Raw genomic sequence first — 26,295 nt, forward strand, 5'->3', positions numbered from 1 at the left:
CCCTATCCGACCGCCGAGAGCCAAAACACCAGCATCCACGCGACCATTCCCGCCACGAGGGCGAACCCCGTCCATTGCAACACGCCCATCCGGCGCGGCAGGCTGGTGCCGGCGAAGCCGCCGGCTGTGACGAACAGAGCCAAGGCCAATCCTCGGGCCGCCACCCTTTCGCCGGGCGCAGCGGGCGCTAGATCATCGCCTTCTTCCAACCCAAACTCGCCCGCCCGAACCAGCGCCAGCAGATCACGAGCCTGTGCCGCCTGATCGACCCGACCCATCAGCCGCAGACCCAGCGCGCGCTGCATCAGGGGATCGACCGTCGTCTGGAACCGCTCGGTCACATCCACGTCCACCCCGTGCGAGGCGAGGAAGGCCGCCGCGAGGTCGGCCTCATAGACATCCTGATAGCGGGCGATTTCAACAAGGCTCATGGGGCGAGGCTAGCACGCCGGGCCCAATTGAAAACGGCGGCTCCCGAAAGAGCCGCCGTCGTCATGCTTCGCTTTGCTGGCGGACCTTACAGGTCCAGCAGGGCGCGGGCCGGGTCTTCCAGCAGTTCCTTGATGCGGACCAGGAAGGTCACGGCTTCCTTGCCGTCGACGATGCGGTGGTCGTAGCTGAGGGCCAGGTACATCATCGGGCGGATCTTGACCTCGCCGTTGATGGCCATCGGGCGCTGCACGATGTTGTGCATGCCCAGGATGCCCGACTGCGGCGCGTTCAGGATCGGCGTCGACATCAGCGACCCATAGGTGCCGCCGTTGGTGATGGTGAAGGTGCCGCCCTGCATCTGATCCATGGTCAGGGCGCCGTCACGGGCGGCCTTGCCCAGGGCGCCGATGCCCTTTTCGATACCGGCCAGCGACAGGGTGTCGGCGTCGCGCAGGACCGGAACCACCAGACCCTTGTCGGTGCCGACGGCCACGCCGATGTCGTAGTGGTTCTTGTAGATGATGTCCGTGCCGTCGATCTCGGCGTTGACGGCGGGCAGCTCGCGCAGGGCCTGAACCACGGCCTTGGTGAAGAAGGACATGAAGCCCAGCTTCACGCCGTGGCGCTTCTCGAACACCTCTTTGTATTGGGCGCGCAGGGCCATGACGTTGGTCATGTCCACCTCGTTGAAGGTGGTCAGCTGGGCGGCCGTGTTCTGGGATTCCTTCAGGCGACGGGCGATGGTCTGACGCAGACGCGTCATCTTCACCCGTTCTTCGCGCGGCTGGTCGGCGCGCGGGGCGGCAGGCGCAGCAGCAGCCTTGGGCGCAGCCGGAGCGGCGGCGCCGATGGCGGCGATGGCGTCCGCCTTGGTGATGTTGCCCTTCGGACCCGAGGCCGACAGCGAGGCCGGGTTCAGGTTGTTTTCCGAAACCACGCGCTGAACGGCCGGCGACAGGTGAGCCGAAGCGGGCGCCTGAGCCGAGCCGGTGTTGGCCGGAGCGGCGGCGGCAGGCGCAGCCGCCGGAGCCGCAGCAGCGCCCGAGGCCGAAACCAAACCGATGACCTGACCGGGGTTCACGGTCGCGCCGTTGTCGGCAACGATGGTCAGGACGCCGGCGGCCGGGGCCGAGACTTCCACCGCGACCTTGTCGGTCTCGATCTCGACCAGCAGTTCGTCCTTGGCGACGGTGTCGCCCGACTTCTTCAGCCAGGTGCCGATCGAACCCTCGGCGACGCTTTCGCCCATGGTCGGGACGGCGATCTCGACCGAGGCGCCGCCCGAAGCGGCCGGAGCGGCGGCGGCAGGGGCCGCAGCCGCGGCGGGCGCAGCCGGCGCGGCGGTCGGGGCCGAAGCGCCTTCGCTCACCGAACCCAGGACCGTGCCGGGAACGACGGTGTCGCCTTCAGCGGCGTTGATCGCCGCCAGGACGCCGTCGGCCGGAGCCACGACTTCCAGCGAAACCTTGTCGGTTTCCAGCTCGACCAGGACTTCGTCCTTACGGACGGCGTCGCCGACCTTCTTGGTCCACTTGGCGATGGAGGCTTCGCTGACGGATTCACCGAGGGCGGGAGTGAGGATATCGGCCATGGTTCGGTCCAGTGTCTTTTTGTGTCTTGGCGTATCTATAGGTCAGGCAGGGCCGGTCAGGCCATGGCCTCGGCGAGGAAGGTCTCGAGTTCCTTCAGGTGGCGGCTCATCAGGCCGGCCGCCGTGGAGGCGGAGGCCGGACGCCCGACGTAACGCGCGCGCTTGGCCTTGATATCCATCTTCTCGAGCGTCAGTTCGATCCACGGATCGACGAAGGTCCAGCCGCCCATGTTCTTGGGCTCTTCCTGACACCAGACCAGGTCGGCGTTGGGGAAGCGGGCCAGCTCGGCCGAGATCGACTTGATCGGCCACGGATAGAACTGTTCCAGGCGCAGGATGTAGATGTCATTGACGCCCGCCTTCTCGCGCGCGTCCAGCAGGTCGTAATAGACCTTGCCGGAGCAGACGATGACCTTGCGGACAGCCTTGTCAGCGACAAGGGAAACGCCGGCCACGTCCGGACGCAGTTGGGCGTCGTCGCGCAGCACGCGGTGGAAGGACGAACCCTCGGCCATGTCGGCCAGGGTCGAGACCGCCTTCTTGTGACGCAGCAGCGACTTGGGCGTCATCAGGATCAGCGGCTTGCGATAGTCGCGGTGCATCTGGCGACGCAGGATGTGGAAGTAGTTGGCCGGGGTGGTGCAGTTGGCGACCTGCATGTTGTTCTCGGCGCACTGCTGCAGGAAGCGCTCAAGGCGAGCCGAGGAGTGCTCGGGGCCCTGGCCTTCATAGCCGTGCGGCAGCAGCATGGTCAGGCCGCTCATGCGCAGCCACTTGCGTTCGCCCGAAGAGATGAACTGGTCGATGACCACCTGGGCGCCGTTGACGAAGTCGCCGAACTGGCCTTCCCACAAGGTCAGGGTGTTCGGGTCGGCCAGCGAGTAGCCGTATTCGAAGCCCAGCACAGCCTCTTCCGACAGGGCCGAGTCGATGACTTCAAAGTGGGCCTGGCCGTCGCGCAGATGGTTCAGCGGGATGTAGCGCTGTTCCGTCGTCTGGTCGGTGATGCCCGAGTGACGCTGCGAGAAGGTGCCGCGCACCGAGTCCTGACCGGACAGGCGGACATTATAGCCCTCGTCCAGCAGCGAGGCGAAGGCCAGGCTTTCGGCGGTGGCCCAGTCGATGTTCTGGCCGGTCGTGACCGTCTCGCGACGCGCCTCGACGACGCGTTTCAGCGTCTTGTGGATGTCGACGCTGTTGGGGATCTGCGTCAGGCGATGGCCATAGTCGACGAGCTTTTCAGCCGGAACGGCGGTCTTGCCGCGCTGCTGCTGGTCGTCGCCCTTGTCGATGCCCAGACCCTGCCACTGACCGTCCAGCCAGTCGGCCTTGTCGGCCTTGAAGGTCTTGCCGGCTTCGAACTCGGCGTCGAGGAAGGCCTCGAAACGGGCGACTTCGGCGTCGACCTCGGCCTGGGTGACGACGCCCTGTTCGACCAGGCGCTTGGAGTAGATCTCGCGCGTCGACGGCTGGGCGCGGATCTTCGAATACATCAGCGGCTGGGTGAAGGTGGGGTCGTCGCCTTCGTTGTGGCCGAAGCGGCGGTAGCAGAACATGTCCACCACCGCGTCCTTGTGGAACTTCTGACGGTATTCCGTCGCCACCTTGGCGGCGAAGACGACCGCTTCCGGGTCGTCGCCATTGACGTGGAAGATCGGGGCCTGGACCATCAGCGCCACATCCGACGGATAGGGCGACGAGCGCGAGTTGCGCGGGCTGGTGGTGAAACCGATCTGGTTGTTGATGACGAAGTGCAAGGTGCCGCCGGTGCGATAACCTTTCAGCCCCATCAGGGCGAAGCACTCGGCCACCACGCCCTGACCGGCGAAGGCGGCGTCGCCGTGGATCAGCAGGGGCACGACCTTGGAGCGGTCCAGCGCCCATTCGGCCTCGGGCTTGCCAGCGTTGGCTTCACGAATGTCGAAGGCCTGCTTGGCGCGCGCCTTGCCCAGGACGACCGGGTTGACGATCTCCAGGTGCGAGGGGTTGGCGGTCAGCGACAGGTGGACCTTGTTGCCGTCGAACTCACGGTCCGACGAGGCGCCCATGTGGTATTTGACGTCGCCCGAGCCCTCGATGTCCGACGGCACGGTCGAACCGCCCTGGAACTCGTGGAAGATGGCCTTGTAGGGCTTGCCCATGACGGCGGCGAGCGTGTTCAGGCGGCCGCGGTGGGCCATGCCGAAGACGATCTCGTCAACGCCCAGGTTGCCGCCGCGCTTGATCACCTGCTCCAGGGCCGGGACCATGGCCTCGCCGCCGTCCAGGCCGAAGCGCTTGGTGCCGGGGAAGCGCTTGTGCAGGAAGCGTTCAAAGCCTTCGGCCTCGATCAGCTTGTGCAGGATGGCCAGCTTGCCTTCCTTGGTGAAGGCGTTCTGCTCGAACTTGTCCGGGCCTTCGAAGCGCTGCTGCAGCCAGGATTTCTCTTCCGGCTCGGCGATGTGCATGTATTGCACGCCGATGTTGCCGCAGTAGGTGCGCTTGAGGATTTCCAGCACCTGACGGATCGAGCCGGTCTGCAGGCCCAGGACGCCGTCGAGGAAGATCGGGCGGTCCATGTCGGCGGCGGTGAAGCCATAGAATTCAGGGGTCAGCTCGGGGTTGTCGATCGGCTGTTCGATGCCCAGCGGGTCCAGCGTCGCCTGCAGGTGGCCGCGCACGCGGTAGCTGCGGATCAGCATCAGGGCGCGGATCGAGTCATGGGCGGCGGCGCGCACGTCGGCGGCGGTCAGCCCGCCCGAGGCGTCAGCCGCCGGCGCTGCCGGGCGCGGGCCGGGCTTGCCGGCGGCGGCCTTGGGATCGACCTTGGGGGCCGGCCAACGGCCGTCGAACACGGCGGTGTCCTCGGTCGGATCGGTGGCGGCGCCGCGACCCCAGGAGCCGGCGGCGGCCGACTGCTTCACCAGGTCGGCGTTGTCCTTCAACTGATCGAAGAAGGCGCGCCACTCCCCCGACACCGAGCCGGGGTCTGCGGCCCATTTTTCGTGCAGGTCCTCAATGAAGGCGGCGTTCGCGCCATAGAGGAAGCTGGTCTCGGCAAAGACCTGGTTCAGCTGACCTGCATCGTCCGCCATGTTTCTCTCGTCATCCTACATTCGGCTGCGCGCGCACGCCTGCGCGGAGAGCAGCGCCGCTCATATAGGCCGTGTTTCCTTACTGGTCATGACCGAAGCGGGGCGTTGCGGGTGGAAATTGGTCGAATCCGCAAGAAAAAACGCCCCCGGACGATTCCGAGGGCGTTTTAAAAGGTCTCGGGACGCTAAATTTCGCCCCGGAACATCGTTCTTTTATTTTTGAAGAGGTTCTTAGCCCTTCAGCACTTCGAGAAGCGTGTGACCCAGACGCGCCGGCGACGGCGAGACGCGGATGCCCGCAGCCTCCATCGCCGCGATCTTGGATTCCGCGTCGCCCTTGCCGCCCGAAACGATGGCGCCGGCGTGGCCCATGGTGCGGCCGGCCGGAGCCGTACGACCGGCGATGAAGCCGGCCATGGGCTTGGAGCGGCCCTTCTTGGCTTCGTCGATCAGGAACTGAGCGGCGTCTTCTTCGGCGCCGCCGCCGATTTCACCGATCATGATGATCGAGTGGGTTTCGTCGTCGGCCAGGAACATTTCCAGGACGTCGATGAACTCGGTGCCCTTGACCGGATCGCCGCCGATGCCGACGGCCGTGGTCTGACCCAGGCCGGCGTTGGTGGTCTGGAACACGGCTTCATAGGTCAGGGTGCCCGAACGCGAGACGACGCCGACCGAGCCCTTGGAGAAGATGTTGCCCGGCATGATGCCGATCTTGCATTGTTCCGGGGTCAGGATGCCGGGGCAGTTCGGGCCCAGCAGGCGCGAGTTGGAGCGGTCCAGGCGCGCCTTGACGCGCACCATGTCCAGCACCGGGATGCCTTCGGTGATGCAGGTGATGAAGGGGATCTCGGCCTCGATGGCTTCGATGATGGCGTCGGCCGCGCCTGCCGGCGGGACGTAGATCACGGTGGCGTCGGCGCCCGTGCGCTCCTTGGCTTCAGCGACCGAGCCGTAGATGGGCAGGGTTTCGCCGTGCGAGCCGGTCCAGTTGGTGCCGCCCTTGGTCGGGTGCACGCCGGCGACCATCTGGGTGCCGTGGTAGGCCAGGGCCTGCTCGGTGTGGAAGCCGCCGGTCTTGCCGGTCAGGCCCTGGACGATGATCTTGGTGTTCTTGTCGACGAGAATGGACATCGTAAGACTTTCTCTAAACGGTCAGGTCGTTAGGTTTGTGAGGAATGATCAGGTTGAGGCAGCTGAGCAGGAAGGTCTGGAACGCGCCGAGGGCATAGAGCCGCCGAAACAACTGCGCCTCCGTCCCCTGCCGCCGCGCGGCGGCGTAGAGTTCGAACTGTCGGGTCCGCTTTCGGCCGGCCTCCAGCAGGTCCTGGGCCTCCAGCCGGCGATCCCACTTGGCGCGCCATTGCTCCAGACTGATGGCGTCATAGTGAGCCAGCAGCAGCGGCTTCTTCGAGCGACCCGGAACGTTCCGCGCCGCGTCCAGAGGCTCTCCGTTCCGCTTTGACTCGTGGATGTCGACCACGATGTCGGCGATGCCGGTGCGAACCGCGTGCTTGCCCATGTCATGACCCAACAGGCCCTTGGTGAAGCACCCGCCGCTTCCGGGATAGACCAGATGCGGCAGGACGGAGCAGTAGGGGCGGCCGTAGGGCTTCCTGAAGAAGGCGGCGCCGTATTCCCGGCTCAGATCATGCCGGTCGGAGTAGACGGCCTCGACCGAGCGGAAGATGACGGATTCCCGCTCCGGCGCGATGGATGACAACAGATCGCTGATCGCGTCGTCGCCGAGAATGAACTCATCGACGTCCACGACCAGAAGCCAGTCTGCGGCCGACTGCCGATAGGCGTGATTGTAAACCGCACGCTGGCGGTTCTCCACGCCGTAAGGCCGCGCCATGCCCAGGTCACGCCAGAAGGCGTCGTCGCACGCCACGATCTCGGCCCCTTCGAACGGGCCGATCGACGCCGCATCGCCGTCAAAGAAGACGCGAATGCGATCCGCGCCCCTCTGACGATAATGGGCGACGAAGGTGGCGATGTGCTGCTCCGGCGCCAGGACCATTGCAACGACTTCGAACTTGACCAAGGGCTCACTCCAACCAGGCCCCCGCCAAGGGCGAGGGCCGTGAGCGGTTGACGTCAGCCGACCGCCGCGACGATCTTCTGGGCGGCGTCGTCGAGATCGTCTGCAGCCGTAATGGCCAGGCCGCTCTCGTTCAGGATCTTCTTACCCAGCTCGGCGTTGGTGCCTTCCAGACGCACCACCAGCGGCACCTTCAGGCCCACTTCCTTGACGGCTGCGACCACGCCTTCGGCGATGACGTCGCACTTCATGATGCCGCCGAAGATGTTGACCAGGATGCCCTGGACAGCCGGGTCAGCGGTGATGATCTTGAAGGCCGCAGCCACCTTGTCCTTGCCAGCGCCGCCGCCGACGTCGCAGAAGTTGGCGGGCTCTTTGCCGTACAGCTTGATGATGTCCATGGTCGCCATGGCCAGACCGGCGCCGTTGACCATGCAGCCGATGTTGCCGTCCAGGGCGACGTAGGCCAGGTCCCATTCCGAGGCTTCGATTTCCTTGGCGTCTTCCTCGGTGACGTCGCGCAGTTCCTTGATGTCGGGGTGACGGAACAGGGCGTTGCCGTCGAACGACACCTTGGCGTCCAGAACGCGCAGGCGGCCGTTTTCCATGACGATCAGCGGGTTCACTTCCAGCATGGCCATGTCCTTCTCGACGAAGGCCTTGTACAGGGCCGGGAACAGCGACTTGCCGTCTTCACGGGCGTCGCCTTCCAGCTTCAGCGCGTCCGACAGGGCGGCGCAGTCGGCTTCGGTCACGCCGGCCGTCGGGTCGATGACGACGGTGATGATCTTTTCCGGGGTGTCGTGAGCGACGGCTTCGATGTCCATGCCGCCTTCGGTCGAGACGACGAAGGCGATGCGGCCATAGGCGCGGTCGACCAGGATCGACAGGTAGAGTTCACGCGAGATGTCGGCGCCATCTTCGATGTAGAGGCGGTTGACCTGCTTGCCGGCGTCGGTCGTCTGAGCCGTCACCAGGGTGTTGCCCAGCATGTCCTTGGCGTTCTTGACCACGTCCTCGATCGAGAAGGCCAGGCGCACGCCGCCCTTGGCGTCAGCCGGCAGTTCCTTGAACTTGCCCTTGCCGCGGCCGCCGGCGTGGATCTGCGACTTCACCACATAGAGCGGGCCAGGCAGCTGCTTGGCGGCGGCTTCGGCCTGGTCGGCCGAGGTGATGGCGACGCCTTCGGCGACCGGAGCGCCAAAGGCCTTGAGAACCTGCTTGGCCTGATACTCGTGAATGTTCATGTCTGATCCGCGCCGTTGGGAGGAGGTTTGTGGAAACTTTGGTCGCGCTTATAGGCGTCGGCCCTTCGCAGACGCAACCGTTCGTCGCCTTATGCTCCCCCCAAGCTTTTCTTATGCGCGAAACGGCTCCGCTCGGTTCAGCGTCCGGCGGGGCTGGATCAGTCGACCCAGTCCTTCTTCAGCGTGCGCGAGGCCCCGAACAGCAGGGCCGACGACAGCAGGTAGAAGCCCATGCCGGTGTAGATGGCCCAGCGCAGGCTCTCCTCGCCAAAGGTCGGGCGCAGCAGGTCGCTCATCCAGCCGAAGTAGAAGAAGCCGACCGCCAGCCCCAGCAGGTTGTTGATCAACAGGAAGATGGCCGAGGCCGTCGAGCGCATCGGCGCCGGGGCCAGATGCTGGACCGCCGCCGTCACCGGGCCCAGCCAGGCCAGGTTCAGGCCCGTCGGGATCAGGAAGATGAGGAATGCCACAGTCAGGGCCAGGGCGGGACTGCCGCCGCCGGGCAGCAGGCCGATCAGCCAGGGCGAGTTCATGGCCAGGATGAAGCAGGGCGCCGAGATGAGGAAGGCCACCGCCGGCACCAGCGGATAGGCGCCCTTGGAGCGCCGCGCCAGCTTGTCCGCCACCGAACCTCCCATCCAGATGCCGAACAGGCCGCCGATCAGGGCGATGCCGGCGTAATACCAGCTGACCTGGGCCAGGGTCAGGTCGAAACTGCGCATGAAGAACAGGGGCAGCCAGCCCGCCACGCCATAGCCGCACACCGACGACGAGGCCGCGCCCAGGGCCAGCAGCCAGAAGCTCTTCTTGCGCATGATGACCGAGCCCGTCCTGCGGGCGATCAGCAGCGAAACGCCGATCACCGCGAACAATCCAGCGCCGAAGGCCGGGATCAGCGGATTGGCCGCACCGATCCCCGCCAGCGACAGACCCGCCAGCAGGGCCATGCCGCCAGCGACGCCGAAGGCCGCCAGCGCCACCTTGCGGCCCAGGCCGTCGTCGGCCGGAAGAACCAGCGCCGGAGCCACGACCGCCGCTGCCGAGTTGGCGGGCTTGGCCGCCGCCGCATCCGCGCCGCCGCGCTTCGGATCGCGAACCGTCAGCCTCAGGATCGGCGCGACCAGAACCCCAATCACGCCGACCACGATGAAGGCGGTACGCCAGCCGTACTGGGCCGCCAGAAGGCCGCCGATCAGGGTGCCGCCCGCCGTGCCCAGCGGAATGCCGAAGGCGAAGGCGGCCATGGCCCGCGCTCGCTGGTTAGGCGGGAAATAGTCGGCGATCAGCGAATAGGCCGGGGCCACGCCGCCCGCCTCGCCGACCCCGACGCCCATGCGGAACAGGAACAACTGGCCGAACGAGCCCGCGATCCCGCACAGGGCGGTGAAGCCCGACCAGACCGTCAAAGCCCCCGTCATGATCCACACCCGACTGGAGCGGTCCGCCAGCCAGGCCAAAGGAATGGCCAGGGTCGAATAGACCGAGGCGAAGGCGATGCCGCCCAGCAGGCCGAACTGGCTGTCCGACAGCTGGAACTCCTGCTTCAGCGGCGCCGCCAGGATGCCGATGATCTGCCGGTCCACGAAGTTCAGCATGTAGACGAAGACCAGGATCGCCAGGACGTAATAGCGATAGCCCGCCGAAACGGGCGGCTCGGCAGCCTCCTGCGGCGCTGCGGTCCCGGACCTGGTCATGACGTGCCCCCTCGAGCGTGCGGTTTCTTGTTTACGGCGACGGTAGCGGCGCCGTTCGGCGGCGCCAAAGAAAAAGGGCGGCGGTCCAGTCTGGACCGCCGCCCGCGATCAGATGATCAGGCGTTGGGGAGATCGTTCAATCAGTACTTGGCCGTGACCTTGACCATCCAGGTGCGCGGCGCGCCGTAGTAGGCCGTGCGGATGTTGCCGATGGAGGAGAACTCCTGAGCGTCGGTCTTGTAGACCTCGTCCGCCAGGTTCTGACCGTACAGGCCAACGCTGTAACGGTCCGCCGCATCCGACCAGACGACGCGGGCGTCGTAGAGCCAGTAGGCGTCCTGATACATGCCGGCGATCTCGGTGTCGGTGTTGACCAGGGTGTTGTCCACCGCCAGGGCCATCCGCGAGCGGTATTTGGCCGCCGCGCCGACCGTCACCGAGGAACCACCGTCCAGCGCCCACTCATACTGGCCGCCGACGCGCACCGTCCACTTCGGCGAGAAGGCCGGGTCCTGGAAGGCGCGGCTGCCGCCGAACTTGGTGAAACGGGTGTCGTTGAACTCCTTGTAGTCGGCGTCCAGGAAGCCGACCTGGGCGTCGAGCGTCAGGCCGCGGGTCGGAACGACAACGCCTTCCAGTTCAAAACCGAAGATGTCCAGTTCGCCAGCATTGATCACCGACAGAACGCCGACCGGAATGCCCGTGATGGGGTCGTTCTCAACGCCGGAAACACGCGCCTGGAAGTTTTCGTACTTCGTCAGGAAGCTGGCGATGTTCAGGCGAAGACGCCGATCCCAGAAGGTGGTCTTGGCGCCGACTTCGAAGGTGTCGGCCGTTTCCGGATCATAGGCCGTCGCTTCGGTCGCGCTGTTGGCGCGGCCGTTGAAGCCGCCCGACTTGAAGCCCTGCGCATAGCGGGCATAGACCATGGCGTCGTCGGACAGCTGATAGTCAGCCGACAGCATGATCGAGGTATCGTCCCAATTGCCGGTCGGCGGCGCGAAGCCATAGCTGGACACCAAGAAGGGCGAACTCGACGTCACATAGGTGAAGCGGTCGTATTCCTTTTCCTCTTCCGTGTATCGCACGCCTGCCGACAGCCGCAGAGCGTCGGTCACGGCATAACTGACATTGCCGAAGATCGCCTTGGACGTGGTCTCAAGCTTGTCGTCGATGAAACGCGTGAAGGTGTAAGTGCCGTTGAGGAAATCAAACGGGGCCGGGTAGAGAAGGTTCGCGGTCAGATCGTCGTTGTAACTCTCCTGATGAGAACCGACCTTTTCCTTGAGCCAGTAGACACCGCCGACTGCCGTCAGGCGGTCGGTGGAATAGTTCAGCTGGAACTCCTGGCTGGTCTGCTTCTGATCGACGGCGACCAGGGCGTCGGCAATCTCCAACTGGGTCGCGTCGAAGTCGATGTAGTCGTCGGTGTTCAGCTCACGATAGCTGGTGATCGACTTCAGCGTCAGACGATCAGACAGGTCCCACGTCATGCGCAGGGCCGAGCCCCAGGTCTCCAACCGCGTCTCATTCGGGAGGCCCGGCGTCGTGCGCGTCCTGAAATCATATTCCGGTGCGACGGCCGGCAGGGCCAGAGCAATCTGGCCGGAAAGATTGGTCAGACTGTTCTGCGCCTGACCCACCGTCATGCCGGCGTCGTCCTTCGAATAGTCGACGTTCAGGTCGACGCGGAAGGTCGCGGTCGGGTCCCAGGCCAGGCTGGCGCGAGCGGCCGAGGTGTTCTTGTCGTTGTATTCCGCGCCGGTGGCCGGATCGACGACATAGCCGCCGCGCTCCGAATGCAGAGCCGACAGACCCAGGGCCAGGGTGTCCGTCACCGGGCCGGAAACCGCGCCCTGGAACTCCATCAGATCATAGTCGCCATAGGCCGCCGAGGCGCGGGCGCGGAATTCCTGGCCCGGACGGCGCGACACCAGCTTCATGGCGCCGCCGATGGTGTTCTTGCCGTAGAGGGTGCCTTGCGGACCGCGCAGGATTTCCACGCGCTCCAGGTCCAGCAGGTCGAACTGGCTGCCCCGGATACGGCTGTAATAGACGTCGTCGACATAGACGCCGACCGCCGGGTCGAAGGTCTGCAGCGCGTCCGGCTGGCCTACGCCGCGGATATAGATATTGGTCGAGTTCGACGAGCCGCGGCCCTGGACCAGGTTCAGGTTCGGCACCGCGCCCTGCAGGTCCGTGACCTGCTGCGAGCCCGTACGCTCCAGCGTCTCGCCGCTGAAAGCCGTCAGGGCCAGAGGGGTCTTCTGCGCCGACTCCTCCGTGCGGCGGGCGGTGACGATGATGTCCTCGACGCTGGAGGCTTGTTCCGCGTCCTGCACCCGCGCGTCTTGAGCGTAGGCGGCCGAGGCGATCGCGCCCATGGCGGCGCCCGCCAGCAAGGCGGTCTTCACGAGTCTGTTCATGTGCATCCCAATCTCTGTTTCCAGCCCAATCGACGCTTTTATTCAGCGTTCAATGATTTTCCCGGAACGTGCCGTTCTTTCGCCGATCTGTCAAACGGCCACGCTGAAAGCCGCCGCAAATCCGCCGCCCCTGTGGCGCCGTTGCACTGAAGGTCGAAGCACGCCCCGAGCCGGATGCACCGCATCCGGCTCGGGGATTCATGCAGGCGCGAATATCTGGGTTCAGAGACAATCGCATCTGAACCGATTTCGCTCTAGCTTGCGCGCATGACACGTGACGACGATCTCGCCCCGACCCTGCCGCCCGTCGCGCCCGCCCCGGCCCGTCGCGGTCGGCCCAAGAAGACCAAGGCCGCCGGCGCGGGCGAGACCCGCGACGCCATCCTCAACGCCGCCGAAGACCTGTTTTCGAAACACGGCTTCTACGGCGTCACCATCCGCGAGGTGGCGCGCGAGGCGGGCGTGGATACGGCCCTGGTCCACTATTATTTCGGAGCCAAGAAGGCGCTGTTCGACGCCGTCTTCATCCGCCGCGCCGAGGTGTGGAACAGCGAACGCGTCGCCGCTGTCGACCGCTACGCCGAGGCGGCGGGCGAGGCCATGACGCTGGAGGGCCTGTTCGAGGCCTTCCTGCGTCCGCCCTTCCAATGGTCGCTGAAGGGCGGGCCGGGGTGGAAACACTACGCCGCCCTGGTGGCCCAGACCAACGCCAACCCGGCCTTCGGCGGCGAGACCATGGCCCGCTATTTCGACCCGGCCATCGTTCGCCTGCTGGAGCTGGTCAGGCGCCTGCTGCCCCAGGCCCGCGACGAGGACCTCTACTGGGCCTGGCACAACCTGTCGGGCGCCCTGACCCTGACCCTGGGCGAGACCGGCCGTCTGGACCGTCTGTCCGGCGGCCTGTGCAAGTCCGGCGATCTGGACAGCGCCTGCGACTACATGGTGCGCTTCGCCGCCGCCGGTTTCCGCGCGGTATGCGCGCCCAAGCAGAGCGGCTGATGCGCCTGCCCGATCTTTCGCCGAGGTCGAAGGCGCGTGAATTTCTGCGCGGCTTGATCGTGGCCGCCCTCGCCGGCGTCTTCCTGGCCTTCAGCGGCGCCTTCGGCTCCAGCGGCGCGCCCCTGGCCCAGCGTCTGGCCTACTGGATTCCCCTGCTGGTGGTCGGCGGCCTGTGGGGGCACGCCTGCGGCATCCTGATCGGGCGCTTCATCGACGTGGACGCCCGTCCCTGGCTGGCGACCGCCGCCCTGACCCTGATCATCACAGGCCCCTTGACCGTCGTGGTCTGGGCCCTGACCGGCCTGCTGTTCGAAGGTCGGCTGCGCCACGCCGACGCCCTGATCCACTTCTTCGCCCCTGTCGCCCTGATCACCGCCGTCCTCAGCGCTCTGAACGTCTTCCTGGGTCGAGAAACGCCAGTCGAAACCCACGCCGCCGCCGCCGGCGCCGCCCCGGCCCGCTTTCTGGAGCGCCTGCCGCCGAAGCTGCGCGGCGCCCGCCTGATCGCCGTCCAGGCCGAGGATCACTACCTGCGCCTGCACACCGACCGGGGGTCCGACCTGATCCTGATGCGCCTGTCTGATGCGCTTACCGAACTGGAAGGCCTGGAAGGCGCCCAGACCCACCGCAGCTGGTGGGTGGCCAAGGGCGCCGTCGCCTCCGTCGCCCGCGGCGACGGCCGCGCCGCCCTGACCCTCGAGAACAGCGCCGTCGCCCCCGTCAGCCGTCGCTACGCCAAGGCGCTGCGCGAGGCGGGGTGGTGGTAGGGCGCCGGCCCTTCCCGATCGTCATCAACCCCATCGCCAGTGAATGGTAAGCATGACGACAGCGCCTGCGATAAAGCCATAGATCACGCCGCGCACGACGCCTGCGAAAGTGCCGCTTCGGGACCATTGTTGGGAAACCGTAAACGCCCACGTCCCGGCAAAGACAACGCCGGCCACCATCGACAAAAGGGTCAATACCCAGCCCCCTAATGGGGTGGCTCTCCACTGAGGGGCCCACCGCTCTCCTGCGAAGAGAATGGCCACGATAATCGCCGCTAAGACCAACATCCTTACAATGGTCAGGCGCAATGTGCGTCGCGCAACGTCTAGGTCCTCATCAATTCCTCCAACAGCGACGCGAAGTAGGTGGACGATTCCGATGCCGAGCCGCCACGCCAGGATGGCCGCAAACGCCAGAAGCAAAAGGAAGAGAATGAGGGACGTCATTGTCTGCGAGGTTGCGGTGAAGCTGCTCAACTTGCAATATTCTCATCCCTCCCTCTCACACCCAGTTCCCGTGGAACGCCGCCGGCAGGGCCACGTCGGCGCGCCAGGTGGCGACGGGGCCGTCCTCGACCTGCATCAGGTCCAGAACGTGCAGTTCGCTGACCCCCGCCTTCAGGTTGATGGTCGGGCCGACCAGCCAGGCGTCGGCCTCGTGCGTCCCGCCGGGCTTGGGCACATAGACCATTTCGTCGGTCACATAGCCGGGGCCGAAGTCGAAGGACCGCGTCCGGCCAGACGTCCAGTCGGTGACGGCCACCGCCGAGGCCAGGGGCCGGTCGGCGCGCTCGCCCGTGGTGTGCAGGCTGAAGCGCCGGGCCAGACCCGCCCGGCGCGGATCGCTGCGCGGGAACTCGCCCACCACGCCCGTCCTTTCCAGTCGCCCGCGCCCGCCGGGCTCCAGCACCACCATGGCCAGTTCGGCCGGCTCGCCGCCCAATGGCACGCCGTTCAGCACCTCATGGGCGCCGCGCGCCGCGAAATCCATGTCCTTGTGAGCGCAAAGATCCAGGCGGATCGTGCCGTCCGCCTCTTCCCAGGCGTCGCCCGCATGGAAGAAGCCGAAGGGCGGCAGCTCATAGATCCGGCGCTGAGTCAGGTCCGACTTGTCGATCACCAGCACCTGGGTTCCGGCCTGCGGCGTCCACTCGAAGCCTGCCGAGATCGGCATGACGTTGCGCGTGTGCACCCAGGGCTGCAGCACGATGACCAGATGCCGGGCCGTGGCGCTGAAGTCATGGATATAGCTGGCGCGCGGCAGGGCGATGACCTCCGCCGCCTCCAGCGCACCGTTCGCCGCCAGCCGCCAGACCATGGCCTGACGCCCGTTCACCCCCAGGTTCCAGATGCGGCCGTCCGGCTCGATGCGCGGATGGGCCAGGAAGGGCATGTTCTTCAGATCGGGACGCAGGGCGACAAAGCCCTCAGTCTCCAGCGTCTCAGGGTCCATGGCCAGGGGCGAGCCCGCCTCCCACAGCGCCCACAGCTTGCCGCCGACCTTGTGGACCGAGGTATTGGCCGGGCTGGCGTCGTCGGCTGAGCCGATCTTGGCGCGCGGGTCCGCCACCGTGCCAAAGCCCGGCATCAGCATGGCGCCGACCTCGGCCTCCTGACGGCGCTTGGGCGTGTCGGCGAAGCGGGCGGCCAGGGTCGCCTGACCGTCCTCAATGCGCCAGCGTCGGATCAGGCCATCGCCGTCGAACCAGTGCTGGGCCGAGCCTCCCGGCCGCCGGAACTTGGCCGGACCGTTGCGATAGAGACTGCCCGACAACCCTGCGGGCGCCCGACCGTGGACCAGCGCCAGGCCGCGCGGCGCCACGTCGCCCTCGACATCGGCGGTGGCCAACGACCAGTCGACGGTCGCCGCCATCGCCTGCGCGGCATAGGCCCGGTCGGGCGTCAGGACGCGGGCGGCAGCGAGCGCGGCGGCGCCCATGAACAGGGTGCGACGGGTCGGGGTCATGACGATCTCTCCGGGCGTCTGGACTTAGCGGATGCGGATGGTCTGGGCCGTGGCGCCCGAGACCTCGAAGCGGGCGCGATCCCACTTGGCCGGCCCCATGTTGCCGACCGCATTATTGGAGAAGGCGAAGGGCTCGGTCGGCATGCCGAAGGGGTTGGTGTCCATCTTCCCGTTGCCGTTGACGTCGTGGAAGGCCTTCACCCCATAGGCGCCGGCAGGCAGGTCGAACACGGCCTCAAGCTGGCCCGCCGCCACATCGACCTGAGTTGCCCGCGCCGGCTGCCCGCCCTCATAGGCGGCCTCGCTGTCATAGAGGGCAACCATGATCGCGCCGGTCTCGGCGCCGGTTTCAAAGGTCAGGGTCAGGCGGTTGTCGGCGGATTGTGCGAATGCGGGAGCGGCGAAGGCCAGCAGGGCGGCGACGGCGAGGATGTGGGTCATGAGAGGTCCTTTCGGGGTCGGCTGAAGATGTCGCCGCTTTGCTCCCCCGCGCCGCCTCGCCTCGCCAGCGGCCTTGCGTCCTCGACCGCTCCGCCTTCGCCAACGACCACCGCCGACCGTTCGCGAAGCGCCAACGACCACCCGCGCCGCCGCCCGTCGCGGCCCCTGCGTCAGCGGCCCGGCTTGCCCCCCGCGCGCCATACCCGTAAATCGCAGACCCATGACCCAGTCCGTCCAGACCGCCCCGCTGATCTGCCCCTCCATCCTCGCCAGCGACTTCGCCAAGCTGGGCGAAGAGGTCCGCGCCCTGGAGGCCGCCGGGGCCGACTGGGTCCACGTCGACGTCATGGACGGCCACTTCGTGCCCAACCTGACCATCGGCCCGGACGTGGTGAAGGCGCTGCGCCCTCACACCCGCCTGCCGTTTGACGTGCACCTGATGTGCGCCCCGGTCGACAACTGGCTGGAGGCCTATCGCGAGGCGGGCGCCGACATCCTCAGCATCCACCCGGAAAGCGGCCCCCACGTCCACCGCACCCTGGGCCGCATCCGCCAGCTGGGCGCCAAGGCCGGTCTGGTCTTCAACCCGGCGACCCCGCTGTCGATCCTCGAAGAAGTGGTCGACCTGGTCGATCTGGTGCTGATCATGTCGGTCAACCCGGGCTTCGGCGGTCAGAAATTCATTCCCTCGTCGCTGAACAAGATCGAGCGCGCCCGCGCCATCCTCGACCGCGCCGGGTCCAAGGCCCACCTGCAGGTCGACGGCGGCGTCATCGCCGACAACGCCGGGGCCTGCCTGTCCGCCGGGGCTGACGCCCTGGTCGCCGGCTCCTTCGTCTTCAAGGGCGGGCCCGACGCCTACGCCGCCAACATCCAGGCCCTGAAAGCCGCCGCCGCGTGAGCCCCCTTGGCCCCTTCGCCGCGCGCGAAACGGAAGGCGGACTGACCGAGGGCCACATCCCCGGCCTGAAGGGCGCGCCCGTTCGCACCCCGGTGCGCTCGGCCAGCGGCCCCAAGGCCGATCCGGCCCTGTGGGGCGCCGTCGCCGGACAACTGGCCGCCCGCCAGCTTTGGATCGAGCTGTACGGCCTGCCCGGCTACACCATGACCTTGAAGGGCGCCCGCGCCGAAGGGTTCGCCGTCAGCCCCCGCGACTTCCGCCCCCTGCGCGAAGAGGCGCCGCGCCCCCTGCTGTCCGGCCGCTTCACCCTGGCCGGGCTCAGCCTCGACGCCGAGGGTCCCGCAGATCTGTGGAACCGCCCAACCCCCAGTCGCGCCTTCGCCGTCGAGCTGCACGCCTTCGCCTGGATGGCCGAGATGATGGCGCACGGGGATCGCGGCCTGCGCGAGGCCCTGGCCCTGACCCTGGCCTGGGACGACACCTTCAACCGCTGGTCGCCCTTCTCCTGGGACCCCGACATTCTGGCGCGGCGCACCTATGATCTGGCCTGCGCCGGACGGCGTCTGGCCCAGGTCGCGACCGAGGCCGAGCGCCTGCGCCTGACCGACATCCTGGCGCGGCAAGCGCGTCAGCTGCTGCGTCCGCCCGGCGGTCTGATGGGCCGGGCCGAGCGCCTGACCGCCGCCGCCGTGGCCGGCTGCGCCCTGGCGGGCAAGGCCGGCGCCGGCATCCGCCGAACCGCCCTGAAACGCCTGCCCGCCGCGCTAGAAGCCACCGTGGCCGCCGACGGCCATCACGCCGCCCGCGCCCCGGAAATGGGTCTGGAGCTGCTGCTCGACCTGCTGACCCTGGACGACGCCCTGGCCCAACTGTCCGAGCCGACGCCCGAGCCGGTCGCCGCCGCCATCTCGCGCCTGACCACGGCCTTGCGCGTCCTGACCCTGCCCGACGGCCGCCTCGCCGCCTTCCAGGGCGGAGGGCCATCCACGCCAGAAAGAGTCTCTGCCGCCCGCACCCATGACGACACGCCCGCCCCGCCGTCCAGCGGCGCCGTCGGCGGCCTGGTGCGCATCTCCAGCCCCCTGCTGACCGTCATGGTCGACGTCGACGCCCCGGCGCGCGGCGCCTGGTCGGCCGCCGCCTGCGGTCAGCCGGCCGCGCTGGAGGTCGTCTGCGGCCGCGACCGCCTGTTCACCTCGGCCGGCTGGACCCCGCGCGCTCTGGATCGTCAGGCCCTGCGCCTGACGCCGGGGGCCTCGACCCTGACGCTCGGCGAACAACCCCTGGGCGAGCCTCTCTCAGGCTGGAAGGCCGAGCTGCTGGGCCCGCGCCTGGTCGGCCCGGCCCTGCACGTCAACCGCGACCACCGCGAAGGCGACGGCGCCGTATGGCTGGAGGTCGAGCATGACGGCTGGATGCCGGCCTACGGCCTGATGCATCAGCGTCGCCTCTATCTGGATCAGCGCCTCGATGAACTGCGCGCCGAGGAGCGCCTGCATCCGCCCGAGAACCGCCCCGACGTGACCCGCGCCATCGCCGCCCCCTACGCGTTGCGCTTCCAGCTGGAGCCCGGCGTCCAGGCCTCCCTGGCCCGCGACCGCCGCTCCATCCTGCTGCGCGGCCATTCCGGTCGCGGCTGGTGGTTCCGCAGCGACGGCCCGGACGTGGCCATCGAACCCGCCGTCCACGTGGACGAGGGCCTGACCCGGCGCAGCCTCCAGATCGTCGTCCGCGGCTCCGCCCGCACCGACGCCGACACCAAGATCCGCTGGAAGCTCAGCCCCGCCGGCGCGGCGGGCGACCCGCACTGACCCTAGGCTTCAGGCCTCAAAGCGGCGTTTGCCGTCCAGCCAGGTTTCGCGAACGGGAATATGGCGCAGCTGGGCAGGATCGACGCTGGTCGGGTCCTGCGCCAGGACCACCAGGTCCGCCGCCTTTCCGGGCGCCAGAACCCCGGTGAAGTCGCGCTTGCACTGCCAGGCGGCGTCGGCCGTCACCATGCGCAGCGCTGTCTCGACAGGAACCCGCTCTGCGGGATTGAGCACCTCGCCGCCGTCGCGCATGACCCGCGTCACGGCGTTTTCGACCATGCGCAGCGGCTCGATTTCGGTGACGTTCCAGTCCGAGTGCAGCGTGGGCCGCAAGCCGCCCCTGAGCGCCGAGGCGCAGGGGTCCAGCCGATCCGCCCGCGCCGGGCCCAGGATGTCGTCGCGGAAGGCGCGTCCCCAGTAATAGACATGGCCGATCAGGAAGGACGGCGACAGGCCCAGCGCCTTCATCCGTGCGATCTGATCGTCGTGCAGAAGGGTGCAGTGCTCGATCCTGTGGCGGTGATCGGGACCAGGCAGGCCTTTGAGCACGGCCTCATAGGCGTCCAGCGTCGTGTCGATCCCGGCGTCGCCGTTGGCGTGGACGCAGACCTGCCACCCGCCCTCATGGGCCTCGCGGATGGCCGCGGTCAGCTGCTCGGGGGTGTAGTTCAGCGAGCCCCGGCTGTCGGAGTTCAGATAGGGCTCGCGCAGATAGCCGCTGCGTCCCTGGTTGGAGCCGTCGGACCAGGCCTTGATGGCCGAGATGCGGAAGCGGTCGTCGCCCATGCCGGGCTTCAGCCCCGCCTCCTTCCATAGCTTCATATTGGTGGACACCAGGGTCCCGCCGTATCGGACGGGCGGGTCATCGCCCATGACGTCGCGCAGGATGTCGAGATCGGCCATGCCCTGCGCCCCAATGCTGCAGTCGAACAGGCCGGTGCATCCGCGGCTGGCGGCCTTCTGGAACAGCCGACCGATCGCCGCTCCTGTCTGCTGCGCATCCGGCATGGGCATCTTCATGATGAAGGGCGCCATGGAGGCGGCCTCCTCCAGCCGTCCGGTCAGGTCGCCGTTCGCGTCGCGGATATAGCGGGCCTGGGGCGGATCGGGCGTGTCGCGTGTGACCCCCGCAATCTCCAGGGCCTTGGCGTTCGCATAGCCGATGTGCCCGTTGGACTCGAGCAGGAACAGCGGATTGTTCGGCGCGATCCGGTCCAGCAGAGCCAGGTCGATCGTCGTGGCGCCGGGGGTGATGGAGGGATCAAGCTGCCAGCCTCTGACCCATTGGTTCGGCGCGGCTTGCGCCGCCGCCTCGCTCAGCTTGGCGACCACTTCCGCCATGTCTTTCGAAGCGAAGGGCCCGACGTCGATCCAGTCCTCGAACGCGACGAAGACGGTATGCATGTGCGGGTCGTTCAGCCCAGGCAGCAGGGCGCCGCCCTCCAGGTCGACGACCTTGGTGTAGGGGGTGCGCAGGCCCTCCAGATCTGACAGGGCGCCGACAGCCAGGATCTTGCCGTCCGCGACAGCGACCGCCTCGGCGCGCGGCCGGGCGGGGTCCATGGTGATGACAGAGCCGCACAGGAACAGGAACTCCGCCCCACGCTGACGGGCGTTCTGCGGCGCGGCGCGGGCCAGGGACGGCAGGGCGAAGGCGGCGGCGCCCCCGGCCAATACGCGACGACGAGACGCCATCAGGGACGTCAGGGTCGCTAGTCCCGAGTTGCAGGCGTAGCACATGTCGAACTCCGAATTCGGCGTTCCCCGACCGCGCGACTATGGCGCCGTCCGCCGAGTGAGTCCAACCGCAGAACGTTTCCCCCTTCAGTCCTCGTCCTCGATAGCGTGGATCTGGTCGTCGTCGAGACCGAGGTGGTGGCCGATCTCGTGGATCAGGACATGGGCGATGATCTCGGCCAGACCGACGTCGCCGCGCTCGCACCACTCGTCGAGAATGGGGCGGCGATAGAGGAAGATGCGCGACGGCTCAGGCGCCGGCCCCATGGCGTCCCGCTCGCCGATATGGACGCCGGAATAGAGGCCGCTCAGCTCGAACGGGTCCTCGATCTCCAGCTCGGCCAGGGTCTCCTCGTCGGCGAAGTCGTCGATGCGGATGACCACGTCGCCGGCCGCCTGCCGAAACAGGGCGGGCAGGGCCGCGAAGGCGGCTTCGGCCAAGCGGGCGAAGTCGTCGAGCGAGGGGGCGGACTGGTCGTTCCACGCCGGGGTCATGATCTGGGTCATGACCCGGATATCGCCCGCATCAGGCCGTGTCGCAATCGGCCGTCTCGCCGCATCGCAATTCGCGCAATCAGGGTATGGTAAACGCGAATCGGTCGGCGCCCGTGCGGCTCCGACCGTTTGATCGAAGAATTTTCTGGGGACGCGATGGCCGAGGCCGACATCGCCTATGTGGCCACTGCCGGCGCAGCGGGTCTGGCGCTGGCGATCAGCGCCTGGGCCTGGCGACTGCGCAAGCGTCTGGGCGCGCGCGAGGCTGAGGTCGAGGCCTGGCTGTCGGGCGAGCGCGCCCACGCCGCCGCCTGCGAGGGCGCCCTCAACGTGTTCGACGACGTGCGGCTGGCCCTGACGCCCGAGGGTCACGCCCAGTCGGTGTTCGGCGCGCCCGAGGCTCTGGCGGTGCTCGCGCCCGGTCGCGAAGGCGCGGCGGCGGCCGCGGCCATCGTCCGGGCGCTGAACGAAACCCACACGGGACAGATGGAGGGGCTGGTCCAGCGCGGCGAGCCGTTCGAGACCCTGCTGGAATCCGCCGACGGCGCCTGGGCGGTCGAGGGCCGGGCCCTCGGCGGTTCGGCCTGGCTGCGTCTGTCGAAACTGGGCGGGGCGGAAACCGCCGCCGACGCCGGCCTGGGCGCCCTGGCCGAAGCCTCGCCGGCTCCGACCTGGGTGGTCGACGGGGCCGGGCAGCTGATCTGGGCCAACAGGGCCTGGCTGACCGAGGTGCGGGCCGAGACCCTGGCCGAGGCGCACGAGCAGGGCCTCAGCTTCGATCGCGGCGCCGACGCCATCGTGGCCGAGGCTTCGCGCCTGAACGCGCGTCAGGACGGCTTCCGCTGGGTGTCGTCGGATGGGCGCCGCAAGGCCTGGCGCATCCTGGCTGAGCCTCTGGCGGGCGGGCGCGGCGCCGTCATCGCCTTCGCGATCGACATGACCGAGGCCGAGGAGACGCGCGACACCCTGCGCCGTCACGTCGAGGCCCACGACGAGACCCTGAATCACCTGGCCGACGCCGTGGCCATCTTCGGTCCGGCCAAGCGGCTGGCCTTCCACAACACCGCCTTCCAGTCGCTGTTCAACATCGACCCGGCCTGGCTGGACGAGCGCCCGACCCACGCCGAGCTGCTGGACCGCCTGCGCCAGAAGCGCCAGCTGCCCGAGGTCATCGACTACGCCGGGTGGAAGGCCAGCGAGCTGGAATTCTACGGCGCCGCCGAGGCCTCGCCCGACGACAGCTGGTCCCTGCCCGACGGGCGGACCCTGCGCGTGGTGCGCCAGCCGCATCCGCTCGGCGGCATCCTGCTGATCTTCTCGGACATCACCGACGAGCTGCAGCTGCGCAGCCGCTACAACGCCCAGATCCAGGTCCAGACGGCGACGCTGGACAAGCTAAACGACGCCGTCGCCGTCTTCGGCTCGGACGGGCGGCTGCGGCTGCACAACGACGCCTTCGAGACCTTCTGGGGCGTGTCGGCGGAGCGGCTGATCGAGGCCGGTGACTTCGACGCCGTGGCCGCCCTGTGCCGGCCGGTTCTGGACGACGCCGCCCTGTGGCTGGGGCTGAAGGCGCGCGTCGCCGACCCCGATCCTGAAAGCCGCGTGCCCATCTCGGGCGAAGGCCGCACCGACGACGACCGCGTGGTGTCCTGGCAGACCCGCCCCCTGCCCGACGGCGCCACCCTGGTCGCCTTCTCCGACGTCACCGCCCGGCGCGAGCTGGAACAGGCCCTAGCCGCCAAGGAAGCGGCCCTGGCCGAAAGCCAGGCGCTGAAGCGCGAGTTCGTCGGCAGCGTGTCCTATGAACTGCGCACCCCCCTGACCACCATCGTCGGCTATTCCGAACTGCTGGAGGCCATGGGCGACCTGCCCGAGCGCAGCCGCCAGCACGCCGGGGCCATCCGCGTCGCCGCCAGCCATCTGGCCCGCTCCATCGACGACGTTCTGGACATGGCCCAGATCGACGCGGGGGAGATGGAGCTGACGCTCGGCGACATGCGCGTCTGCGACCTTCTGGAAGCCGCCGCCGAAAAGGTGCGGGCCAAGATCGAAGGCCGCGGCGCCGTCCTGACTATCGTCTGTCCGCCCCGGCTCAAGCCGATCCGCGGCGACGCCCGCCGCATCGGTCAGGCCGTCGATCACCTGCTGGAAAACGCCTGCCGCGCCGTGTCCGAAGGCGGGGCCGTGACCCTGACCGCCGAGGTCGGGTCGGGCGAGGTCCGCATCCGCGTCGAGGACACCGGGCGAGGCATCCCCTATCATCTTCAGGCCCACGTCTTCGACCGCTTCGTGCGGCGCGAGCGCGGCGGGCCGGGCGTGGCCCTGGCCCTGGTCAAGGCCCTGGTCGAGCTGCACGGCGGCTGGGCCGAGGTGCAGTCGGAGCCGGGCAAGGGCGCGGCCTTCATCCTGCACCTGCCGGTCGAGGCCACGGCGCCCACGGCGGCGCCGGAACTGAGCTTGAGTGGCGGGTGACGAGTGGCGAGTGACGAGAAGAATGCCCGCGCGTTTTGACTCGGCACGACCTACTCACTAACCACTCGTCCCTCGCCACTCGCCACTCGGACGCCCCCATGGCCGACACGACTCGCCCCCTGCTCAAGACCGCCATCATCTATGATTTCGACGGCACCCTGGCGCGGGGCAATATGCAGGAGGTCAGCTTCATCCCCTCGATCGGGATGACGCCGGCCCAGTTCTGGAACGAGACCGTCCGTCCACGGACCATCGCCTCTGACGGCGACGGCATCCTGATGTACATGCAGATGATGCTGCAAACGGCGCGAGAGCAGGGCTCGCCCGTCACGCGCCAGACGCTGCGGGATCACGGCCGCGACGTGGCCCTGTTCGAAGGTCTGCGCGACCGTTCCTGGTTCGACCGCATGAACGAATTCGGCGCCCAGTACGGCCTTGAGATCGAGCACTACATCATCTCGGCGGGCCTGGAAGAGATGATCCAGGGCTGCCCCATCGCCGAGGCCTTCACCCACGTCTTCGCCTCGAAATACGCCTATGACGAAAACGAGGTCGCCGTCTGGCCCGCCGTCGGCGTCAACTACACGACCAAGACCCAGTACCTGTTCCGCATCAACAAGGGCGTGCACAACCACTGGGACGACGAGCGCATCAACCGCTTCATCCCCGACGAGGAACGCCCCATCCCGTTCGACCGGATGATCTTCCTCGGCGACGGCGACACCGACGTCCCGACCATGAAGATGATGCACACCAAGGGCGGCTTCTCCATCGCCGTCTATGACCCCGACAACACCCCGCGCGACCACAACAAGATCCACCGCCTGATCTCGGAAGACCGCGTCAACTTCGTCGCCGAGGGCGATTATCGCGAAGGCACGCCGGTCGACCTGATCGTCAAGGGCCTGATCGGCCGCATCGCCGTCAACTACGGCCGGATGCCGGCGGACTAAACTCACTCATCCTTCTCCCCCTTGCGGGAGAAGGGACGTCGATACCTATCCAACTGGACCGTCACATAGGCCCGCACGCCGCCCGCCAGCATGTGGCGGGTGATGCGTTCGAAGGCTTGGATGAAGACGGCCAGTTCAGCGCGCCGTTGGGCGGGCAGGTCGGCGGGGACCAGGCCCAGCAGGCCCGCCTCCTGCTCGCAGCGCCAGTCCAGCACGGCGGTGAACGACGGCGCCTTCAGGAACAGGATCGCGTCGAAGCGGGCGAACAGGTCGGAGTAGGGCCCGGCCAAGGCCGCGTTGACGGCGCGTCGCCACGTCCCCTGCCCGTCCCGCTCGCATTCCAGTGCATTGATCGGCGCCGCGAGGTCCGCCTCAGCTTGCGCCGTCGCCCCCAGACACCAGCCGTCGACCAGAACCGCCGTCGGGCGGCCCGTGAACACGGGCCATTGCGCCTCCGGGCGGCGATCATCGGCAAGCTTGTCGAAGGCGGGAAGGGCTGTGCGGCTGTCGGGACCGGCGGCGCGCAGGGCTTCCACCCTCGCCTCCAGCAGCCCCAGATCGTGCGTCCCCGGCGGCCCCCGCACGGCGTACAGAGGGTGGGCCGCCCTGCCCTTGGCCTCGCGCTCGGCCTTGGTCAGATAGACGTCGTCCAGCGACAGATGCGCCGCGCCCCACAGTTCGGCGGCGGCGCGGGCCAGCGTGGTCTTGCCGCTGCCTTGCGCTCCGGCGATCCCGATCAACGGGACATGGCCGGGCCGCGCATGGGCGTTGATGAGAGCCCCGACCGCGTCCAGCAGCCGGGCGTCGATCATCTCAGTGCTGGCTTTGCGGCAGGCGGACGATCAGGCCGTCCAGGTCGTCGCTGACGCGGATCTGGCAGGACAGGCGGCTGTTCGGCTCGACGTTCTCGGCGAAGTCGAGCATCGACTCCTCCATGGCCGAGGGGCGGCCGGTCTCGGCGGCGAAGGCCTCGTCCACATAGACGTGGCAGGTGGCGCAGGCGCAGGCGCCGCCGCAGTCGGCGTCGATGCCCGGCACATTGTTGCGGATCGCGCCTTCCATGACGCTGAGGCCGGTCTTGACCTCGACCGTGTGCTCGGTCCCGTCGTGCTCGATATAGGTGATCTTGGCCATGCAGGCGTCTTAGCCCAGGCCGCGCGGGAGGCAAGCCCCGGCGCGCGGCGCGCATGAAAAACCCCCGGAGCCTGACGGCGCCGGGGGCTGTTCGGGTCGGTAAGCCTG

Annotated in this window: 21 protein-coding genes; 6 read left to right on the plus strand and 15 right to left on the minus strand. The window is 67.9% G+C overall.

Features of this window, described 5'->3' with window-relative positions; all coding sequences use genetic code 11:
- Positions 1-2: 2 nt before the first annotated feature.
- The 8 genes from DXK21_RS07470 to DXK21_RS07505 form a co-directional block, all read right to left on the minus strand.
- The gene (locus tag DXK21_RS07470; protein WP_114817157.1) at positions 3-431 is read right to left on the minus strand and encodes a hypothetical protein; all 429 of its coding nucleotides are present in this window, start codon (positions 429-431) and stop codon (positions 3-5) included.
- Positions 432-517: 86 nt separating this feature from the next.
- A complete protein-coding gene (odhB, locus tag DXK21_RS07475; RefSeq protein ID WP_114817158.1) occupies positions 518-2,023 on the minus strand; it encodes a 2-oxoglutarate dehydrogenase complex dihydrolipoyllysine-residue succinyltransferase in 1,506 nt (501 codons plus the stop codon).
- A gap of 56 nt (positions 2,024-2,079) precedes the next feature.
- On the minus strand, positions 2,080-5,097 hold the full coding sequence (locus tag DXK21_RS07480) for a 2-oxoglutarate dehydrogenase E1 component (protein WP_114817159.1): 3,018 nt from the start codon (positions 5,095-5,097) through the stop codon (positions 2,080-2,082).
- A gap of 231 nt (positions 5,098-5,328) precedes the next feature.
- A complete protein-coding gene (gene sucD / locus DXK21_RS07485) occupies positions 5,329-6,231 on the minus strand; it encodes a succinate--CoA ligase subunit alpha (RefSeq protein ID WP_114817160.1) in 903 nt (300 codons plus the stop codon).
- A 13-nt stretch (positions 6,232-6,244) separates the two neighbouring features.
- Positions 6,245-7,144, minus strand: a complete 900-nt coding sequence (locus DXK21_RS07490) for a glycosyltransferase family 2 protein (protein ID WP_114817161.1) — start codon at positions 7,142-7,144, stop codon at positions 6,245-6,247.
- A 53-nt stretch (positions 7,145-7,197) separates the two neighbouring features.
- Positions 7,198-8,388, minus strand: coding sequence for an ADP-forming succinate--CoA ligase subunit beta (sucC, locus tag DXK21_RS07495; protein ID WP_114817162.1), 1,191 nt, complete (start codon positions 8,386-8,388; stop codon positions 7,198-7,200).
- Between the two features lie 158 nt (positions 8,389-8,546).
- Positions 8,547-10,082, minus strand: a complete 1,536-nt coding sequence (locus DXK21_RS07500; RefSeq protein ID WP_114817163.1) for a spinster family MFS transporter — start codon at positions 10,080-10,082, stop codon at positions 8,547-8,549.
- 140 nt (positions 10,083-10,222) lie between these two features.
- Positions 10,223-12,508 (minus strand): TonB-dependent receptor, encoded by a 2,286-nt coding sequence (locus DXK21_RS07505; protein ID WP_114817236.1) that lies wholly within the window; start codon positions 12,506-12,508, stop codon positions 10,223-10,225.
- Between the two features lie 267 nt (positions 12,509-12,775).
- Here DXK21_RS07505 and DXK21_RS07510 point away from each other — a divergent pair, with 267 nt between their 5' ends.
- Positions 12,776-13,507: a TetR/AcrR family transcriptional regulator gene (locus DXK21_RS07510; protein ID WP_114817164.1), complete on the plus strand. Its 732-nt coding sequence runs from the start codon at positions 12,776-12,778 to the stop codon at positions 13,505-13,507.
- Positions 13,507-14,274: a LytTR family DNA-binding domain-containing protein gene (locus tag DXK21_RS07515; protein WP_114817165.1), complete on the plus strand. Its 768-nt coding sequence runs from the start codon at positions 13,507-13,509 to the stop codon at positions 14,272-14,274. The genes DXK21_RS07510 and DXK21_RS07515 overlap by 1 nt, the downstream gene beginning before the upstream one ends.
- Positions 14,275-14,298: 24 nt before the next feature.
- Here the strand turns inward: DXK21_RS07515 and DXK21_RS07520 are convergent, their stop codons facing one another.
- Genes DXK21_RS07520 through DXK21_RS07530 form a run of 3 tightly spaced genes read right to left on the minus strand, consistent with a single transcriptional unit; the run spans position 14,299 to position 16,681 of the window.
- On the minus strand, positions 14,299-14,751 hold the full coding sequence (locus tag DXK21_RS07520; protein ID WP_114817166.1) for a hypothetical protein: 453 nt from the start codon (positions 14,749-14,751) through the stop codon (positions 14,299-14,301).
- Positions 14,752-14,776: 25 nt separating this feature from the next.
- Entirely contained in the window at positions 14,777-16,240 is a 1,464-nt protein-coding gene (locus DXK21_RS07525; RefSeq protein WP_114817167.1) for a carotenoid oxygenase family protein, read from the minus strand.
- A gap of 24 nt (positions 16,241-16,264) precedes the next feature.
- Complete coding sequence (locus tag DXK21_RS07530; RefSeq protein WP_114817168.1) at positions 16,265-16,681, minus strand: DUF2141 domain-containing protein; 417 nt, start codon at positions 16,679-16,681, stop codon at positions 16,265-16,267.
- 220 nt (positions 16,682-16,901) lie between these two features.
- Here DXK21_RS07530 and rpe point away from each other — a divergent pair, with 220 nt between their 5' ends.
- On the plus strand, positions 16,902-17,582 hold the full coding sequence (gene rpe / locus DXK21_RS07535; RefSeq protein WP_114817169.1) for a ribulose-phosphate 3-epimerase: 681 nt from the start codon (positions 16,902-16,904) through the stop codon (positions 17,580-17,582).
- Positions 17,579-19,393: a heparinase II/III family protein gene (locus DXK21_RS07540; RefSeq protein ID WP_114817170.1), complete on the plus strand. Its 1,815-nt coding sequence runs from the start codon at positions 17,579-17,581 to the stop codon at positions 19,391-19,393. Before rpe ends, DXK21_RS07540 begins: the two co-directional genes overlap by 4 nt.
- Before the next feature lie 9 nt (positions 19,394-19,402).
- Here the strand turns inward: DXK21_RS07540 and DXK21_RS07545 are convergent, their stop codons facing one another.
- A complete protein-coding gene (locus DXK21_RS07545; RefSeq protein WP_114817171.1) occupies positions 19,403-21,133 on the minus strand; it encodes an amidohydrolase in 1,731 nt (576 codons plus the stop codon).
- 84 nt (positions 21,134-21,217) lie between these two features.
- Positions 21,218-21,625: a metallopeptidase family protein gene (locus DXK21_RS07550; protein ID WP_114817237.1), complete on the minus strand. Its 408-nt coding sequence runs from the start codon at positions 21,623-21,625 to the stop codon at positions 21,218-21,220.
- A gap of 156 nt (positions 21,626-21,781) precedes the next feature.
- Here DXK21_RS07550 and DXK21_RS07555 point away from each other — a divergent pair, with 156 nt between their 5' ends.
- Together DXK21_RS07555 and DXK21_RS07560 are read left to right on the plus strand one after the other, a co-directional pair.
- On the plus strand, positions 21,782-24,100 hold the full coding sequence (locus DXK21_RS07555) for a sensor histidine kinase (protein ID WP_114817172.1): 2,319 nt from the start codon (positions 21,782-21,784) through the stop codon (positions 24,098-24,100).
- Positions 24,101-24,198: 98 nt separating this feature from the next.
- Positions 24,199-25,053: an HAD family hydrolase gene (locus DXK21_RS07560; protein WP_114817173.1), complete on the plus strand. Its 855-nt coding sequence runs from the start codon at positions 24,199-24,201 to the stop codon at positions 25,051-25,053.
- A gap of 2 nt (positions 25,054-25,055) precedes the next feature.
- On the opposite strand, the gene DXK21_RS07565 is transcribed toward DXK21_RS07560, so the two are convergent.
- Together DXK21_RS07565 and DXK21_RS07570 are read right to left on the minus strand one after the other, a co-directional pair.
- Positions 25,056-25,865 (minus strand): kinase, encoded by an 810-nt coding sequence (locus DXK21_RS07565; RefSeq protein ID WP_114817174.1) that lies wholly within the window; start codon positions 25,863-25,865, stop codon positions 25,056-25,058.
- Between the two features lies 1 nt (position 25,866).
- Positions 25,867-26,187 carry a 2Fe-2S iron-sulfur cluster-binding protein gene (locus DXK21_RS07570; RefSeq protein WP_114817175.1) on the minus strand — a complete coding sequence of 107 codons (321 nt, stop codon included), beginning with the start codon at positions 26,185-26,187 and terminating at the stop codon, positions 25,867-25,869.
- Between the last annotated feature and the right edge of the window lie 108 nt (positions 26,188-26,295).

The sequence above is a fragment of the Brevundimonas bullata genome, assembly GCF_003350205.1.
Taxonomy (GTDB): Bacteria; Pseudomonadota; Alphaproteobacteria; order Caulobacterales; family Caulobacteraceae; genus Brevundimonas; species Brevundimonas bullata.

Bases quoted from the DNA above. Each gene is read 5' to 3' on its own strand.
- DXK21_RS07470 (WP_114817157.1), bottom strand. From the start codon at position 431: ATGAGCCTTGTTGAAATCGCCCGCTATCAGGATGTCTATGAGGCCGAC.
- odhB (WP_114817158.1), bottom strand. From the start codon at position 2,023: ATGGCCGATATCCTCACTCCCGCCCTCGGTGAATCCGTCAGCGAAGCC.
- DXK21_RS07480 (WP_114817159.1), bottom strand. From the start codon at position 5,097: ATGGCGGACGATGCAGGTCAGCTGAACCAGGTCTTTGCCGAGACCAGC.
- sucD (WP_114817160.1), bottom strand. From the start codon at position 6,231: ATGTCCATTCTCGTCGACAAGAACACCAAGATCATCGTCCAGGGCCTG.
- sucC (WP_114817162.1), bottom strand. From the start codon at position 8,388: ATGAACATTCACGAGTATCAGGCCAAGCAGGTTCTCAAGGCCTTTGGC.
- DXK21_RS07500 (WP_114817163.1), bottom strand. From the start codon at position 10,082: ATGACCAGGTCCGGGACCGCAGCGCCGCAGGAGGCTGCCGAGCCGCCC.
- DXK21_RS07505 (WP_114817236.1), bottom strand. From the start codon at position 12,508: ATGAACAGACTCGTGAAGACCGCCTTGCTGGCGGGCGCCGCCATGGGC.
- DXK21_RS07510 (WP_114817164.1), top strand. From the start codon at position 12,776: ATGACACGTGACGACGATCTCGCCCCGACCCTGCCGCCCGTCGCGCCC.
- DXK21_RS07515 (WP_114817165.1), top strand. From the start codon at position 13,507: ATGCGCCTGCCCGATCTTTCGCCGAGGTCGAAGGCGCGTGAATTTCTG.
- DXK21_RS07525 (WP_114817167.1), bottom strand. From the start codon at position 16,240: ATGACCCCGACCCGTCGCACCCTGTTCATGGGCGCCGCCGCGCTCGCT.
- DXK21_RS07530 (WP_114817168.1), bottom strand. From the start codon at position 16,681: ATGACCCACATCCTCGCCGTCGCCGCCCTGCTGGCCTTCGCCGCTCCC.
- rpe (WP_114817169.1), top strand. From the start codon at position 16,902: ATGACCCAGTCCGTCCAGACCGCCCCGCTGATCTGCCCCTCCATCCTC.
- DXK21_RS07545 (WP_114817171.1), bottom strand. From the start codon at position 21,133: ATGTGCTACGCCTGCAACTCGGGACTAGCGACCCTGACGTCCCTGATG.
- DXK21_RS07550 (WP_114817237.1), bottom strand. From the start codon at position 21,625: ATGACCCCGGCGTGGAACGACCAGTCCGCCCCCTCGCTCGACGACTTC.
- DXK21_RS07555 (WP_114817172.1), top strand. From the start codon at position 21,782: ATGGCCGAGGCCGACATCGCCTATGTGGCCACTGCCGGCGCAGCGGGT.
- DXK21_RS07560 (WP_114817173.1), top strand. From the start codon at position 24,199: ATGGCCGACACGACTCGCCCCCTGCTCAAGACCGCCATCATCTATGAT.
- DXK21_RS07565 (WP_114817174.1), bottom strand. From the start codon at position 25,865: ATGATCGACGCCCGGCTGCTGGACGCGGTCGGGGCTCTCATCAACGCC.
- DXK21_RS07570 (WP_114817175.1), bottom strand. From the start codon at position 26,187: ATGGCCAAGATCACCTATATCGAGCACGACGGGACCGAGCACACGGTC.